Source organism: Clostridiisalibacter paucivorans DSM 22131 (assembly GCF_000620125.1).
Taxonomy (GTDB): domain Bacteria; phylum Bacillota; class Clostridia; order Tissierellales; family Clostridiisalibacteraceae; genus Clostridiisalibacter; species Clostridiisalibacter paucivorans.
Genome location: NZ_JHVL01000037.1, coordinates 20,788 through 37,306 on the forward strand (window position 1 = coordinate 20,788; position 16,519 = coordinate 37,306).

At 33.4% G+C, this 16,519-nt stretch carries 14 protein-coding genes and 1 riboswitch; of the genes, 11 read left to right on the forward strand and 3 right to left on the reverse strand.

Going from position 1 to position 16,519, the window contains the following annotated elements; translation table 11 throughout:
- Positions 1–29 precede the first annotated feature (29 nt).
- The 3 genes from pflB to Q326_RS0110545 all read left to right on the forward strand — a co-directional run bounded on the left by pflB (position 30) and on the right by Q326_RS0110545 (position 4,546).
- Entirely contained in the window at positions 30–2,255 is a 2,226-nt protein-coding gene (pflB, locus tag Q326_RS0110535) for a formate C-acetyltransferase (RefSeq protein ID WP_026895365.1), read from the forward strand.
- A 118-nt stretch (positions 2,256–2,373) separates the two neighbouring features.
- Positions 2,374–3,081, forward strand: a complete 708-nt coding sequence (gene pflA, locus Q326_RS0110540) for a pyruvate formate-lyase-activating protein (protein WP_051531382.1) — start codon at positions 2,374–2,376, stop codon at positions 3,079–3,081.
- Positions 3,082–3,190: 109 nt separating this feature from the next.
- Entirely contained in the window at positions 3,191–4,546 is a 1,356-nt protein-coding gene (locus Q326_RS0110545) for an MATE family efflux transporter (protein ID WP_051531383.1), read from the forward strand.
- Between the two features lie 49 nt (positions 4,547–4,595).
- Here the strand turns inward: Q326_RS0110545 and Q326_RS0110550 are convergent, their stop codons facing one another.
- Together Q326_RS0110550 and Q326_RS0110555 are read right to left on the reverse strand one after the other, a co-directional pair.
- Positions 4,596–6,083: a M56 family metallopeptidase gene (locus Q326_RS0110550; RefSeq protein ID WP_026895368.1), complete on the reverse strand. Its 1,488-nt coding sequence runs from the start codon at positions 6,081–6,083 to the stop codon at positions 4,596–4,598.
- A 15-nt stretch (positions 6,084–6,098) separates the two neighbouring features.
- Positions 6,099–6,473: a BlaI/MecI/CopY family transcriptional regulator gene (locus tag Q326_RS0110555; protein WP_026895369.1), complete on the reverse strand. Its 375-nt coding sequence runs from the start codon at positions 6,471–6,473 to the stop codon at positions 6,099–6,101.
- Between the two features lie 149 nt (positions 6,474–6,622).
- On the opposite strand from Q326_RS0110555, the gene Q326_RS0110560 reads away from it, so the two are divergent.
- Positions 6,623–7,057 carry a MarR family winged helix-turn-helix transcriptional regulator gene (locus tag Q326_RS0110560; protein WP_026895370.1) on the forward strand — a complete coding sequence of 145 codons (435 nt, stop codon included), beginning with the start codon at positions 6,623–6,625 and terminating at the stop codon, positions 7,055–7,057.
- A gap of 13 nt (positions 7,058–7,070) precedes the next feature.
- Positions 7,071–7,298, forward strand: coding sequence for a DUF2798 domain-containing protein (locus Q326_RS0110565; protein WP_026895371.1), 228 nt, complete (start codon positions 7,071–7,073; stop codon positions 7,296–7,298).
- Between the two features lie 66 nt (positions 7,299–7,364).
- Here Q326_RS0110565 and Q326_RS0110570 read toward each other — a convergent pair whose 3' ends face one another.
- Positions 7,365–8,714: an MATE family efflux transporter gene (locus tag Q326_RS0110570; protein ID WP_026895372.1), complete on the reverse strand. Its 1,350-nt coding sequence runs from the start codon at positions 8,712–8,714 to the stop codon at positions 7,365–7,367.
- Positions 8,715–8,889: 175 nt separating this feature from the next.
- Between Q326_RS0110570 and Q326_RS0110575 the strand changes: the two genes are divergently transcribed.
- From Q326_RS0110575 to Q326_RS0110600, 6 genes are all read left to right on the forward strand, one after another.
- Positions 8,890–9,702, forward strand: a complete 813-nt coding sequence (locus tag Q326_RS0110575) for a MerR family transcriptional regulator (protein WP_026895373.1) — start codon at positions 8,890–8,892, stop codon at positions 9,700–9,702.
- Between the two features lie 86 nt (positions 9,703–9,788).
- A riboswitch (cobalamin riboswitch) is annotated at positions 9,789–9,977 on the forward strand.
- 160 nt (positions 9,978–10,137) lie between these two features.
- Positions 10,138–11,796, forward strand: coding sequence for an S-layer homology domain-containing protein (locus Q326_RS17965; protein ID WP_051531384.1), 1,659 nt, complete (start codon positions 10,138–10,140; stop codon positions 11,794–11,796).
- Between the two features lie 13 nt (positions 11,797–11,809).
- On the forward strand, positions 11,810–12,577 hold the full coding sequence (locus Q326_RS0110585; RefSeq protein ID WP_026895374.1) for a DUF4430 domain-containing protein: 768 nt from the start codon (positions 11,810–11,812) through the stop codon (positions 12,575–12,577).
- Positions 12,577–13,467 carry an energy-coupling factor transporter transmembrane component T gene (locus Q326_RS0110590; protein ID WP_026895375.1) on the forward strand — a complete coding sequence of 297 codons (891 nt, stop codon included), beginning with the start codon at positions 12,577–12,579 and terminating at the stop codon, positions 13,465–13,467. Before Q326_RS0110585 ends, Q326_RS0110590 begins: the two co-directional genes overlap by 1 nt.
- Positions 13,440–16,100, forward strand: a complete 2,661-nt coding sequence (locus tag Q326_RS0110595; RefSeq protein ID WP_026895376.1) for an ATP-binding cassette domain-containing protein — start codon at positions 13,440–13,442, stop codon at positions 16,098–16,100. Before Q326_RS0110590 ends, Q326_RS0110595 begins: the two co-directional genes overlap by 28 nt.
- Before the next feature lie 213 nt (positions 16,101–16,313).
- The coding region (locus tag Q326_RS0110600) for a UPF0236 family transposase-like protein (RefSeq protein WP_026895377.1) at positions 16,314–16,519 on the forward strand (206 nt) is incomplete at its 3' end.

A 16,519-nucleotide genomic window follows, 5' to 3' on the forward strand; every position in this document is an offset into this window, starting at 1 on the left:
AAATCAAAAGTCGAGGAGGTTTTTTTGTGATGAAAAAGGCATGGAGAGGTTTCAAAGAGGGAGATTGGATTAAAAATATAGATGTGAGAGGTTTTATTCAAAAAAACTACACACCCTATGAGGGTGATGAAGGGTTTTTAGAAGGCTTGTCAGGAAAAAGCAGAGATTTATGGTCAAAATGTGAAGATTTGCTCAAGAAAGAGTTGAAAAAAGGTGTATTGGATATAGATACAGAAAATATCTCTGGTATTGATAGTTTTGCACCTGGATATATAGATAAAGATAACGAAGTTATATTAGGACTCCAGACAGATCAGCCTTTAAAAAGGATGATAAATCCCTTTGGAGGTATTCGAATGGTCAAGTCTGCACTTGAATCCTATGGATATGAATTGGATAAAGATAAGGATGATATATTTAATAAGTATAGAAAGACACATAATCAGGGTGTATTTGATGTATATACTGATGAAATGAAGAGAGCCAGAAGTGCAGGACTTCTTACAGGTCTTCCCGATGCATATGGAAGGGGTAGAATCATAGGAGATTATAGAAGGTTACCTTTATATGGTATAGATTATTTGATTGAAAAAAAGAAGGAAGATTTTGAGGACTTAAGTGGATTCATGAGTGAGGAACTTATAAGGCATAGAGAGGAAGTAAAGGAACAGATTAAGGCCCTTTATAAGATAAAAAAAATGGCAGCAGATTATGGCATAGATATATCTAAACCAGCAGAAAATGCAAGGGAAGCTGTACAATATTTATATTTTGGATATCTAGCAGGTATTAAGGAGAATAATGGTGCAGCCATGTCGTTGGGTAGGACTAGTACATTTATAGACATATATATAAGTAGAGATTTAGAATTAGGAACAATAACTGAGTTAGAGGCACAAGAGATAATAGATCAATTTGTTATAAAATTAAGGCTGGCAAGACATCTAAGGACCCCTGAATACAATGAATTGTTTGCAGGAGACCCCAATTGGATTACTGAAGTAATAGGGGGAATGGGTATAAATGGTAAGACATTGGTAACTAAGACATCTTTTAGATTTTTAAATACCCTAAACAATCTAGGTCCTGCACCTGAACCCAATATGACCATATTGTGGTCAGAGAAACTACCAGAAAGCTTTAAGAAATATTGTGCTAAGATGTCAATAATAAGTGATTCTATACAATATGAAAATGATGATATTATGAGACCTGTATATGGTGATGATTATGGTATAGCATGTTGTGTATCAGCTATGGGAATAGGTAAAGAAATGCAGTTTTTTGGGGCCAGATGTAATTTAGCTAAGTCGTTGCTATATGCTATAAATGGTGGAATAGATGAAAAGACTAATGTAGAAATAATAGAGGGTATAGATAAAATAGATGATGATATATTAGACTATGAAAAGGTAAAAAATAATTATTTTAAGGTGTTAGAGTATGTGGCAGAATTGTATGTAAACACCATGAATATAATCCATTATATGCATGATAAATATGCATATGAAGCGGGACAGATGGCATTACATGACACCGATGTAAAAAGGATAATGGCATTTGGAGTTGCAGGACTTTCTGTAGTAGCTGATTCACTAAGTGCTATAAAATATGGAGAAGTTAGACCCCATAAAAAAGACGACATAGCTGTGGGATTTGATATAAAAGGAGACTTTCCAAAGTATGGGAATGACGATGATCGTGTCGATGATATAGCTGTGGAGGTTTTAAAGAAATTCTCCAATGAGTTAAAAAAACATAATGCATATAGAGGTGCTAGACATACACTGTCTGTATTGACTATTACATCAAATGTAGTTTATGGAAAAAAGACAGGAGCAACACCTGATGGCAGGGATGCAGGAGAACCATTTGCTCCAGGTGCCAATCCTATGCATGGAAGGGATGAAAATGGGGCATTGGCATCTTTGAATTCTGTAGCCAAGATTCCCTATAGAGATGTATGCGAAGATGGAGTTTCCAATACATTTTCCATAGTTCCAGAGGCACTGGGTAATGATGATATGGCTAAAGTGAATAATCTAGTAGCTATATTAGATGGATATTTTGTCCAGGGTGCCCATCATTTAAATGTAAATGTATTAAATAAGGAAATTCTCGTGGATGCCATGGAGAATCCTGAAAAATATCCTACATTGACCATAAGGGTATCGGGATATGCAGTTAATTTCAATAGACTAACTAGAGAACAACAGCTAGAGGTAATAAAGAGAACATTCCATAAGGCGGTGTAATAGTCCGTAGTGGGTAGTTCGTAGCTTGTAGTCGGTAGTTAGTAGTTCGTAGTTGATGGAGGAAAGTTTAAGAATTTGTTATATTGTACCAATAATCCATATAATGGCGGTGAAAAATATGATAGGTAGAATACATTCTATAGAATCCATGGGATTAAATGATGGTCCAGGAGTAAGGTCAGTAATATTTTTTCAAGGATGTAGATTGAGATGTGCATATTGTCACAATCCTGATACATGGAGTATAAATGAAGGGAATGAAGTAACACCTGAAGAGTTGATAAATAAAATAGTACGATTTAAATCATATTTCAATACATCTGGGGGAGGAGTTACTTGTTCTGGTGGAGAACCATTACTTCAACCTGATTTTCTCATAGAGTTTTTTAAACTATGTAAGTCAAATAATATCCATACTGCTTTGGATACAGCAGGATTTGGTATGGGAAGATACGACGAGATATTGGAATATACTGACTTAGTATTGCTTGATATAAAACATGTAGACAATGAGGGCTATAAAGATATCTGTGGTGGAGCCTTTAAAGAGGTAAAGGATTTTATAAATGCCCTAAACAAATCTAATACCGATATATGGATTAGACATGTGGTGGTCCCAGGTATTACTGATGGAGAAAGACATATAGATAGATTGAACAAAGTAATATCTAAAGTAGATAATGTAAAAAAAGTGGAGCTCTTGCCTTATCATACTTTAGGGAAAAACAAATACGATTCTATGAATATACCATATAGATTAGAAGGCGTAAAACCTATGTGTAAAGAGAAAATAAAGATTCTTAATAAGAGACTAAAAGTTGTATAAATAAATGTAAAAATAAAGGGAATATATCTACTATAGAGATTATATTCCCTTTATTTTTACGTGTAATAGGGATTATATTTTCATTTACATATTTAGGGAAGGAGTAAATATGATGGATATAGACTTAACTAAAGGCAAAATTAATACCCATATCAAGAACATATCTATACCTGCTAGTATAGGAATGCTTTTCAATACCTTGTTTAATGTAGTGGATACTATTTTTGGAGGAAAAATAAGTACAAATGCATTGGCTGGTATGTCCTTGTCATTCCCTATATTTTTCATTGTTATTTCTTTGAGTTCTGGCATAGGAACTGGTTCAACAGCCCTTATATCTAATGCACTGGGAGAAAAGGATACTAATAAATATAATCATTATGGATATAATGGATTAGTTATAGGGATTTTTTTCTCTATAGTCATTACAATATTGGGGAAAATCATTTCTCCATACCTATTTACTATATTGAGTGAAGAAAAAACTACATATATTTATGGGATTGATTATATAAATATTATATTTTATGGTTCAATATTTTTTGTATTAAATGCCATATTGAATGCTATGTTGTCATCCCAAGGAGATACTAGATCTTATAGAAATTTTTTGATTATAGGATTTTTGTTGAACTTATTATTGGATCCACTTTTTATACTGGGATGGGTAGGATTACCAAGGTTAGGGACTATGGGTATAGCCTTAGCTACTGTTATAGTTCAATTTGTAGGTACTATATATCTTGCTTATAGGGTATATAAAAGTCAGATGTTTGATATAAAGGAGTTTCTAAATGCAAAGTTTTCTATTAAAGTATGTATAGAAATACTTAAACAAGGAATCCCTGCTAGCCTTAATATGATGACAATAGCTTTAGGAGTATTTGTAATTAACTATTTTGCAAGTAAATATGGTGGGGATGTATCAGTAGCTGCCTATGGAGCTGCTGTTAGGATAGAACAATTGGCATTATTGCCTGCATTGGGATTAAATACTGCAGCGTTGACTATATCGGGTCAGAATTATGGGGGCAAAGAATATGGTAGAATTATAGAGGTATATAAAAGGACTTTATTATATGGTGTTACAATTATGACCATTGGAATGGTAGTCATATATCCACTGGCAGATATACTAGTTTCAATTTTTACAGATGATTTACAATTAATAAATATTGGGACAGAGTATTTAAGGATAGAGTTTTGGGCATTTAATACATATGTATTACTTAATATATCTATATCAATATTGCAAGGAATGAAAAAGCCTTTTTGGGCTATATATGTAGGGCTTTATAGACAAATTTTAATGCCCATTATAGTATTCTATGCCTTTGGAACATTACTTGGAATGGGTATCTATGGTGTGTGGTGGGGAATAGTAGTCATAAATTGGTCAGCAGCAATTATTACTGTTTTGTATACATTGTATAAATTGATAGGACTTAAAAAGGAAATAAAATAAAAAAAGCAGGGAAAGGATAGTGTTTCCCTTTTCCTGCTGTGTATACAAATTATTTATCTTCTTCCATTATGATATAACCTAATGGATGAACTGCTTCTTCATCTTTTCTGACTTCAAAATGCAGATGTGGTCCAGTACTCATACCGCTCATTCCAATCTTGGCAATCTCTGTACCAGCAGTTATTTCTTGGTCTTCCTCTACAAGAAGCTCGGAACAATGACCATATAAAGAAACTAAACCATCTCCATGATCAATGATTACTGTTTTTCCATAGCCACCATTTAAATCAGCTAATATTACTTTACCATCGGCTGCTGCAACAATAGAGCCACCTTTTTTTCCAGGGATATCGATACCTGTATGCATCGATTCTTTCTTTAGAACAGGATGTATCTTTTTACCAAAGGTTGAAGAAATCTTAGTGTACTTAGGAGTTGGCCAAATCATATCTTGTTTGTCTATATTTTCTTCAGTGGCATTGTTGTTTTCCTCAAACTTGTCGGCAGCTGCATCGATATTGCCATTGGCAAAAAACACACCTGCTACTAATACAAATAACAATATGGTTACAAATGACATCTTATACGAACTTTTTTTAAATTTTTTTATCATGATAATTCTCCTTTTTAAGTATTTTTTTGTGTTAATGAACTCTGTAGTAATGATATTATTTAACTTAGGTCTATTTCTCTCCAATAGATGGATAAGACTCAATCCATAGCTTTCCTTTTCGTCTCCTTCGAGGGATGAAAGTGCCAATGCATCACAGGCAACTTCACAATCATTTTTCATTCTAAAGAGACCATACCAAATGACTGGATTAAACCAATATACTACTTTCAATATGTATATTAGCATATAAGTGAAGATATCTTTTCTTTTGAAATGTGCCAATTCATGGGATATGACATATTTTAATTCACTGACATCAATTTTTTCTTCTATATTTTCTGGCAATAGGATAGATGGTTTAAGGAGACCATATAGACATGGAGAATAGATAAATGGTGATTTATAAACATCTATATCTGCATCTATATTAAGTCTTTTTTTACTTTCTTTTAATATGTCGTTAATTTTATTTCCCACTTCTATTTTATTGTGGCTAATTACATAATTGAATTTAATATTGGATACTATCATATATATCATCAATGTCAATATACCTAGAATCCATATAGTAGGCATTATGTATTCAAAAGAAAAAATATTAATATTAGACTTTACTAAATCTGTAGATACATTAAAACTATGTTCATTAAATGTAGTATTAAACCAACTGATTATATCACCTTTTGTCAGTACAGTGTTGGAATTTAATACATCATGGTAAGGATTAAGTCTAGAAAAAACATTTAGAAATCTTAAATTAATATTAGGTAAAATCAATTTTATAATAAGTAAGAACCATAGAAAAAACTGATTTTTAGCACCTATTTTTTCGCCCAGTATACTTTTTATTAATAAAATGACCCCAACTAAGATACTGGCTTTTATTGATATTTCAATAATTGTATAAAATAGTTTTATATACATAATAAGAATTTCTCCTTAATCCTTTTTTTTGTCTAATATTTTTTTTAAGTCATCTATATCATTGTCAGAGAGTTCATACATATCTACAAAGTTAGCAATCATAGCCTTTAGACCACCTTTATAGAATTTTTTTATAAACCTATTACTTTTGATACGGATACATTCTTCTCTTTTTAAAGTTGGATAATAGTAATGGGCTTTTCCTTTTTTTTGATAATTTATTATATTTTTGTCTACAAGTCTTGATATAAGGGTTTTAATAGTAGTTGGTTTCCAATCACTATTTTGTTGGATTTTACTGATGATTTCCTTTGATGTTTGGGGGCTTTCTTTCCAAAGTACTTCCATAACATCCCATTCTGAATCGGATATCTTAAATGATTTTTCCATAGCACACCTCCTTTGCTTTTTATGACTACAATTGTAGTTTGTAATTATAGTCTACATTTGTAGTCACAAAAAGTCAAGGCTTTTTTGAAAAACATTAAATATAGTTGACTTATCAACTATATTTTTATAAAATAAATATGGTGATGAATATGGAAAATATATACGAAGAATTGGGTAGATGGATATCTATATTATATAGGCAATTTCAGATATATATAAATAATGAATTAAAGGATTTAGATATAAAATCAGGTGAATATATATATTTAATAAAGCTATATGAGGATCAAGAACTGACCCAAGAAGATTTGGCTAAAATATATTATATAGATAAGGCAGCAATAACAAGGAGTATAAAGGGACTTGAGGATAAAGGATATATAAAGAGAACAAGAAATGAAAGGGATAAGAGGTCTTATAGTATTAAAGTTACTGAAAAGGCCTTGAGGGTTAAAAAAAGAATATACAATGCACTTAAGGACTGGGATGATTTAATTGCTTCAGATGTAAAAGATGAAGACCTTAAATATATGTCTAATAAGTTAAAGGAGATGTCAATAAAGGCATTGAGTAGAGATCAATAAGGGGGATGATATTTTGAAGATAAATAAGAAGTATAGGGGAGTTGTATTTTCATGTCTTGCTGCTGTATTTATATCGGTACCCATTGCATTTTTTATGGTAATAATAAACTATGGATTTAGACCAGGATTCCTTATAGCATTTTTAAAATCTTCTTTGGTCGGCACAGCTATTTCTGTGCCGCTGGCAAATATATTTATTCCATTAGCAGAAAAGATAGTAAATAATATAGTAGAGGAGTAAATAAGGTTAGTAGCTGGTAGTTAGTAGTTGATGGTGGAAATTCTGTGGATTTCAGTATTTAAGAAACTAATTACTGGCTACTAATTTTTTATTGGTAATTATCAATTTTTTTAATATCAAAAAGGACATTATTAGACAGATAATTTCTGAAACTGTTGTGGAGAGCCAGATACCTTTAGCTCCCCAAATATGGGTCATAAAATATAGGGACCCAGTTATTATGACTAATCCCCGTCCCAGAGATATAATCGTAGCCCTCAAGGGCCTTTCAATTGATGCAAAGAATCCTGATATATTGACATTGAATCCTACAAATAAAAATGAAATAGAGAATACTCTAAAGACCTTTATAGAATAATAAAACAACTCTTTATTACTATTGTCTATAAATATAGATACTATTGATTCTGTAAATAGCATTACAAATGCAAAGGTGGCTAGAGATACTATAGTTATAGTTTTGAAACTCATCTTAAATAATTTCAATACCAATTTTTTATCGTCTTTACCGTAGTAATAGCTAGACAGCGGTTGCATGCCTTGAGTAATCCCTATCATTGTATTTAAAACTAATATATTTATATAGGATACTATACTATAGGCAATTACGCCATGTTCTCCTATATATGTGAGTATTGTGTGGTTAAATAGGAAAATAACAATACCTGATGATAACTCTGTAATGCAGTCAGGAAATCCTGTAAGTAGAATCCTTTTAAAAATAGAAAAATCGAATTTAAATTTTACAAAATTAAGTCTGGAATTTTTCTTTATAAAATGAACTATATAAAATATACTCCCTGCCAATTGAGATATGCCTGTGGCATATGCTGCTCCTGATATACCATATCCTAATCTTATAACAAATATATAGTCTAAAACTATATTCATGATAGCAGAGATGGATACCCCTATGATTGCAAAATGAGGGAAACCATCGGTTTTCACTATAACTTCTAAAGAATATGAGATAATAAAAAAACCATTGAATAAGACTATTATTTTCATATAATCCTTTATATAAGGAAAGGTAGCCTTTGTAGCACCTAAAAATAAAATCAACTTATCCAAATTCAAAATACTTATTATAAGTATACTTAAAGAAACTATAATTATAGTAACCATATGTTGAGTAAAAATCTTATTGGATTTATCAATATTATTTTTGCCTAAATATATGGCTATCAGGGTAGATGCTCCTGTAGATAATAATAAAGAAATGGCAAATATAAAACTGATAAATGGCATGGACATATTTATGGCAGCCAAAGCAGTTGGCCCTACTCCTCTACTTACAAATATACCATCAACTATTGTATATAATGAAAATATCCACATAGCTGATATAGATGGTAAAAGATATTTGATAAATTTTTTTCTAATATTTTTACTAGATTCTTTTTTTATTGTATTCATTTAGCAACACCTCTATAATAAGATTATAAACCTTAGTATTATACTAAGGTCAAGGATTATAGTTGGTAGTCGGTAGTATTTAGTAGAAATTCTATGAATTTCTTTTTATAATAATAAAAAAGCGTAAGGATTTTTACCATTAACTAAGAACTAAGAACTAAAACAGGAGGAATTTATGAAAGATTATTTCAAAATAGGAGAGATATCTAAGATATATGGGATAGGTAGGGATTCCTTAAGATATTATGAAAAGATAGGTATATTAAACCCTGATAGGGATACTAATGGATATAGGATGTATAGTATGCAGGATATATGGAAGCTTAATATAGTGAAAGACTTGAGGAGCTTAGATTTTCCTATGCACATTATAAAGGAATATTTAGACAATAGAAATCTATGTTCTACCAAAGGGCTATTAACTGAAGAAATAAAAATATTGGATAACAAGATAAAGGAATTGAACAATCTAAAAAACAATATTTATCAAAGATTAAAAAGGATTGAAATCACTATAAAAAGCAATAATTTTTATAATATTGAAATATTATTTTTCAAAGAACGAAGGGCATTTGAGCTAAATGGTGATATATCTAGAGATGAGGAGGTAGATTTCCTCATCAAAAAGCTTCAGAAAAAACATAAAGACAAATTCTATTTATTGGGAAATAATAGCATAGGGGCTAGAGTATCCATGGAAAAAATAAATGAGGGATTTTTCAATTATTTTGAATCGGTATTTGTGCTATTGGAAAATGCTACTATTGATTATGATATGGTGTTAGAAGAAGGTGATTACGTTACTTTATCGTATAAAGGGACATATGAACAGAGTCAGGAATATATACCTAAGATGATGGAGTTTATAGAGAAGAATAATTATGAAATCATAGGGAGTCCTATTGAAATATATAAGATAGATGTGCATGAGACAAGTGATGTAGAAGAGTTTATTACAGAGATACAAATACCTGTGGTAAAGTGTTAAATTTGTAGCTTATAGCAAAATATAATAATATTGACAATATTTATTGTAATGGTATAATCTAAGTTACAAGAGCGAATGTGATATAAAATTAAATATAAGATTTAGGTTTTTATATGAATGATATAGAATTAAAAGGGAATCAGGTGAAAATCCTGAACGGTCCGGCCACTGTAAATGGGGAGGATTTCTTCAATATGCCACTGGATAACACTGGGAAGGAGAAGAAAATCTTATGAACCATAAGTCAGGAGACCTGCCTAAATTGTGAGCACAACCTTCCGGTAGAGGTATAATACGATTTTTGTAAAAAAGTCTTAACTTTATCGAAGTTAAGACTTTTATTTATATAATTTTAAAATACAATATTGATAATAGAATAGTGAATATATTGTGTTTTGTGCATTAGTATTTATAAAATTGTGAGGGGGAAAACAAGTGAATAGACTAATTAAAATAAGTATTAGTACTTTATTGATAGTGATGATGTTATTGAGTATGGTTCCATTAGCATTGGCAACAAGCACAACTGAGCTTTCTGATGCTGTTACAGATACTGCAAAGTATATGTATAAGACAGTAAAGTCTCCACAAGTGGGTTCTATTGGCGGCGAATGGGCGGTATTGGGTCTTGCAAGAAGTGGATATGAAGTACCTGATGAATATTATCAAAAATACTATGAGACTGTAGAGGATTATGTAAGGGCCTGTAAAGGTGTTTTGCATGAGAAGAAGTATACAGAATATTCTAGGTTGATAGTTGCACTTACATCCATAGGTAAAGATCCTTCACATGTAGCAGGATACAACCTTTTAACACCCCTTGGAGATTATGAAAAAACCATCTGGCAAGGGATGAATGGTCCTATTTGGGCACTTATTGCCTTAGATAGTGGAAACTATCCTATGCCACAAAATCCAGACGCTAAAATACAAGCAACTAGAGATATGTATATTAATAGAATTTTAGAGTCTCAGCTATCCGATGGTGGATGGTCACTTTTTGGAGGAACAAAAGCAGAAACTCCAGGGCATAGTGTTTCTGATCCTGATATCACAGGTATGGCCCTTCAGGCATTGGCAAAATATCAAGATAGACCAGAGGTAAAAAAGGCTAGTGAAGAAGCACTTGCATGTATGTCTAAGATGCAAAATAGCAAAGGGGGCTTTTCCAGTTGGGGTACAGCTAATTCTGAAAGTTGTGTGCAGATGATTGTGGCTTTGTCCGAGTTAGGAATTCCTCTAGATGATGAGCGTTTTATAAAAAATGATAGAACAATGTTAGACAACCTAATGACTTTTTATATTAAAGGCAAAGGTTTTCTCCATACTCAAAGCGGAAGCGGTTCTAATCAAATGGCATCAGAACAAGGCTTTTATGGGCTTATTGCGGCTCAGAGAGCATTAAATGGTGAAAGTAGTCTTTATCGTATGGATGATGCGCTGAATATTGGAGAAAAAGATAGTAAGACCGTTAGCTTTGGACTTGTGGGTAAACATCCAGATGTAAATACTCCAAAGGTAATAAAGACGGGAAAAACCTTTAGTGATATACAGGCACATGATGATCAGCCTGCCATTGAAGCCCTTGCATCAAGGGGAATTATCAATGGAAAGTCTAATGATAGATTTGATCCCAATGGGGAGATGACAAGGGGAGAGTTTGCCACCATTGTAGTTAAGGCCCTGGGACTTGTTCCGAAAGCAAATAATAATTTTGCTGATATAAAAGGTAGTGATTGGTATTCAGACTTTGTAGGCACAGCAAATACCTATGGCATTGTTTCTGGTAAAGGGGATGGTACTTTCGATCCAAATAGTACAATTACCCGTGAAGAAGCAGCAACAATGGTTGCAAAAGCAGCAAAACTTTGTGGGATGAATACAGAGTATAATACTATGTCAACAAGAGATGTCCTTGCTCAGTTTCCAGACTATATAAAATCCAGTGATTGGGCAATGAGTTCCCTTGCTTTTTGTTATGATAAAGAAATTCTAGATCCATCTGATATGAAGATATTACCTAAAGAATCCATAAAACGTTGTGAGATTGCACAGATGCTGTTTAATATGCTAGGTAGTTCTAAACTCCTTTAAGGAGGTAATTCAAATGAAATTAAGTAAAAATAAAATTATTGTTGGCATTGTAATATTAGCTGTACTTGCAATAACCTTTTGGTGGGGAGGAAATGCACCGGGATTACAGGGGTGGAATATTGAGGGTTTAAAAACTCGCCCTGGTGGTATTGATGATAAGCTGACTGCAGAAGAAAAGATGGAACTTGCTAAGGAGTTGGCGGGGGAGTCCTCGCCGGGAGTGGAAAAAGGTGATGAAGATTACTCTTCAGTCAAGGGAATGCAAATTGATCAAAGTACAGGAAAGGATAAATACCTTACAGATCCCGTACCTGAAGGAAAGCCTGTACCCATAGAACCCCAAAATGTGGAAATTACCGACAATGAACTTACATGCACCTTGTCAGTACGGTGTGACACAATTTTAGATAATATAGATTGGCTTGACCCAGAAAAGATTGAACTTGTACCAGAGGATGGAGTAATCTTTAAAAAACAGACAGTTACCTTTTATGAGGGGGAAAGTGTGTTCAATTTACTCCTTCGTGAAATGAAGCAAAATCAAATCCACATGGAGTTTGTGAATACTCCCATGTATAATAGTGCCTATATTGAAGGCATAAATAACCTTTATGAGTTTGATTGTGGCGAGCTATCCGGTTGGATGTATAAAGTAAATGGATGGTTTCCTAACTATGGTTGTAGCCGTTATCAATTAAAAGAAGGGGATGTTGTGGAATGGGTATATACCTGTAATTTAGGTATAGATGTAGATGGCTATTCTGCACTGGGAGATGACTAATGAATAGTGCCTTTGCAGGATACCATCCAACTATAAACTTTCTATACTTTACTTTGGTATTCTTGTGTTCCATGTTTTTTATGCATCCCGTTAGCCTTTTTATTTCCTTTGTTTGCGCATTTTCTTATTCTGTGGTACTTCGGAGAAAAAGAGCAGTAAAGTTTAATATATTATATTTATTACCTATGATGCTTATGGCTGCACTTATAAATCCTGCTTTTAACCATGAGGGTGCTACCATACTTGCATATTTAGATAGTGGGAATCCCCTTACATTGGAATCCATTACCTACGGCATCGCAGCGGCAGTAATGCTTGCTTCTGTGGTATCGTGGTTTTCCTGTTACAATGTAATTATGACCTCGGATAAGTTTATATATTTATTTGGCAGTGTAATTCCTGCGTTGTCCCTTATTTTATCTATGGCCCTTCGCTTTGTCCCGAAATTTAAGGCTCACATTAAGATTGTTTCTAATGCACAAAAATGTGTGGGACGAGATGTATCAAACGGAAGTATTTTACAAAGGGCAAAGAATGGTATTAAAATTTTATCTATTATGATTACGTGGGCGTTGGAAAATGCCATTGAAACAGCGGATTCTATGAAGACTCGTGGTTATGGACTTTCTGGCCGTACAGCTTTTTCTATCTATCGCTTTGATAGGAGAGATAAAAAAGCCCTTTTAGTAATAGGAGGTACAGGAGCATATGTACTTTTAGGTGCTTTTTTTGGAGGGATGTATTTCCGCTATTTTCCCAGTATGAAAAGCGTATCTCTTACTCCCTTTTCCACAAGTGTATTTGCAGCCTATTTCATATTAAGTATTTCACCTATAGTTATAGAAAGATGGGAGGATAGAAAATGGAAGGAATTACAGTCAAAGATTTAACTTTTACCTACCCTAAACAAAGAAATGCTGCACTTAAAAGTATTTTTCTTTCAGTAAATCAGGGAGAATTTGTAACATTGTGTGGGAAGTCAGGTTGTGGGAAATCTACTTTGCTTCGACATTTTCGTTCTACCCTTATGCCCCATGGCAAAAGAGAGGGAGCAGTTTACTTTGGCAATAAACAGATAGATCAATTAAGCCAGAGAGAACAAACAGAAAAAATTGGCTTTGTTCATCAATCTCCTGATAATCAGATAGTAACAGATAAGGTATGGCATGAACTTGCCTTTGGTCTTGAGAGTCTTGGCTATAGTACCTCTGAAATTAGAGGTAGGGTATCGGAAATGGCATCATTTTTTGGGATACAGACTTGGTTTCACAAAAAGGTAACGGAACTTTCAGGGGGACAAAAACAATTACTCAATCTAGCTTCTATTATGGCGATGCAACCCTCTGTGCTGGTTTTAGATGAGCCTACCAGTCAACTTGATCCTATTGCAGCAACAGATTTTTTAGAAACTATAAAGAAGATAAATCGTGAGTTAGGCACTACTATTATTCTTGTAGAACATCGTTTAGAAGATGCAATGCCCCTCTCTGATCGTGTTATTGTTATGGATAATGGGGATATTATTGTGGATGATACCCCAAGTATGGTGGGAGAAAAGCTAAAAGAATTTAACCATGATATGTTTGTGGCCATGCCTACACCTATGCGTATCTATGGAAAAGTAGACAATGATTTAACTTGTCCCATTACTGTCCGTGATGGACGGCACTGGATTACTGAATTTGCAAAGAATAGACCTCTTAATAAAGATGCTATTCCAAAGGATTGTAAGACTGATTTATCTAACCCTATAATTGAAATGGACGAAGTTTGGTTTCGATATGAAAGGGAGTTGCCAGATGTAGTCAAGGGTCTGTCTATTACTATTAATAAAGGGGAATTGTTTGCCATAGTAGGGGGGAATGGCACGGGAAAAACTACAAGTCTGTCCATTATGAGTGGAATACTTAAGCCCTATCGTGGAACTGTAAATATAAATGGAAATTTGGGTGCCCTTCCACAGAATCCCCAGGCATTGTTTGTAAAGAAAACTGTAGAACTTGATTTATACGAGATGTTTTCTGGAAGAAAAATTCCTAGAGATGAACAAGAAAGACGTATTATGGCAGTATCAGAACTTTGTGAGCTTACAGATTTACTTCATATGCATCCCTATGATTTGTCGGGAGGAGAACAGCAGAGGGCAGCCCTTGCAAAGGTATTGTTAATGACCCCGAAAATTCTTCTATTGGACGAACCTACTAAGGGACTTGATGGACATTTCAAAGAAAAACTAGGGGATATATTAAGAAGACTACAAAAAGATGGTGTTACCATTATTATGGTGTCTCATGATATTGAGTTTTGTGCAAGTTATGCTACCCGTTGTGCCATGTTTTTTGATGGAAACATTACAAGTATTGGTACACCAAGAACATTTTTTGGAGGTAAGAACTTCTATACTACTGCTACAAATCGGATGGCAAGAACGGTGTTACCAGAGGCAATTATTCCTGAAGATGTTATTCTCGCTTGTGGCGGTAAGATACAATCTAAAAAACATTTATCAAAAGAATATGATGAAGATGGCTTGTTTTCTGAGACAAATATAAAAAAAATAGACAATAATGATAAAGTAAGTCCAAAGAGTTCTTATAGCTCACATTTTTGCTTTACACCTGTACGTATTTCTATATCTGTTTTATGTCTTTTGGCATTTATTTTAACTACTGTGTTTTTGTGGGGAAAATATACGGATTGGAGAGATTATATTGTACAGCTTATCCTTGTATTGGAACTTGCAGTAGGTCTTGCTGTTATTATGCCAGGGAAAGATTTAGATATGCCTGATTTCTCAGTACAGGTACCCAAGGAAAAACGGATATTGTCTAAAAGAACCATTGTGGCCATGGCTACGGTACTTCTTGCTGCACCTTTGACCATATATATTGGTGTGTATTTTTTAGGAGATAAAAAATACTATTTTATAAGTCTATTGATAATATTAGAAACTATCTTGCCTTTTGCCTTTATATTTGAGAGTAGAAAACCCCAGGCAAGGGAGCTTGTCATCATAGCTGTGCTTTGTGCTATTGGTGTGGCTGGGAGAGCTGCTTTTTTTATGCTTCCTCAATTTAAACCTGTGGTGGCTGTGGTGATTATATCGGGGGTATGTTTTGGTGGTGAAACTGGCTTTTTGGTAGGTGCCGTTACTGCATTTACCTCAAATATGCTCTTTGGACAAGGTACATGGACCCCATGGCAGATGTTTGCTTTTGGTATTACAGGTTTTATTGCAGGTATATTGTTTCGAAAGGGATTCCTTAGGAAAAAACGAAGTTCTCTTTGCATTTTTGGTGCACTGACTACATTTTTTATATGTGGATTTGTTTTGGATACGGGGGCAGCACTAATGTGGCAAGCGAATCCTACATTAGAAAGTATGATTACCTATTATTTGATGGGCATCCCCTTTAATATAATTCATGCTGCGGCTACAACTTTTTTCCTTTGGTTTGGTGCAGAACCTATGATTGAAAAACTTGATCGCATTAAAATTAAGTATGGGCTTGTGGAAATTTAATAAATATAGTTTTAAGGAAAAAATTTAGAATCCATAGGATTTCCACCATCAACTACTAACTACGGACTATGAATTATTAATTTTATCTTAGAGTATAATTTTAGTAGGCAAAAAGGACAAAAAATAAAAAAGATGCCTTAAGGCATCTTTCATATACATGCATCATCCAATATAATAGTATCTGCGAAGAAAACTAGAAAGTTAGGTGATTACATGTATAAGATAAGTTTAAAGGAAATGGATATAAATTTCAAGGATTTAGAGAAAAGGATTTATGAATTTGTTTGCCGTCAGGCATGTGAAATAATCACAGAGCTACTTAATCAACTAGATGATGAGCTAATGAAAGAAAGAGATAAGAAGATATATAGAAATAAAGGTTTCAAGAAAACATGTATCAAGACAGTAATGGGTGAGAT

Bases quoted from the DNA above. Each gene is read 5' to 3' on its own strand.
- pflB (WP_026895365.1), top strand. From the start codon at position 30: ATGAAAAAGGCATGGAGAGGTTTCAAAGAGGGAGATTGGATTAAAAAT.
- pflA (WP_051531382.1), top strand. From the start codon at position 2,374: ATGATAGGTAGAATACATTCTATAGAATCCATGGGATTAAATGATGGT.
- Q326_RS0110545 (WP_051531383.1), top strand. From the start codon at position 3,191: ATGATGGATATAGACTTAACTAAAGGCAAAATTAATACCCATATCAAG.
- Q326_RS0110550 (WP_026895368.1), bottom strand. From the start codon at position 6,083: ATGTATATAAAACTATTTTATACAATTATTGAAATATCAATAAAAGCC.
- Q326_RS0110555 (WP_026895369.1), bottom strand. From the start codon at position 6,473: ATGGAAAAATCATTTAAGATATCCGATTCAGAATGGGATGTTATGGAA.
- Q326_RS0110560 (WP_026895370.1), top strand. From the start codon at position 6,623: ATGGAAAATATATACGAAGAATTGGGTAGATGGATATCTATATTATAT.
- Q326_RS0110570 (WP_026895372.1), bottom strand. From the start codon at position 8,714: ATGAATACAATAAAAAAAGAATCTAGTAAAAATATTAGAAAAAAATTT.
- Q326_RS0110575 (WP_026895373.1), top strand. From the start codon at position 8,890: ATGAAAGATTATTTCAAAATAGGAGAGATATCTAAGATATATGGGATA.
- Q326_RS0110585 (WP_026895374.1), top strand. From the start codon at position 11,810: ATGAAATTAAGTAAAAATAAAATTATTGTTGGCATTGTAATATTAGCT.
- Q326_RS0110590 (WP_026895375.1), top strand. From the start codon at position 12,577: ATGAATAGTGCCTTTGCAGGATACCATCCAACTATAAACTTTCTATAC.
- Q326_RS0110595 (WP_026895376.1), top strand. From the start codon at position 13,440: ATGGAAGGAATTACAGTCAAAGATTTAACTTTTACCTACCCTAAACAA.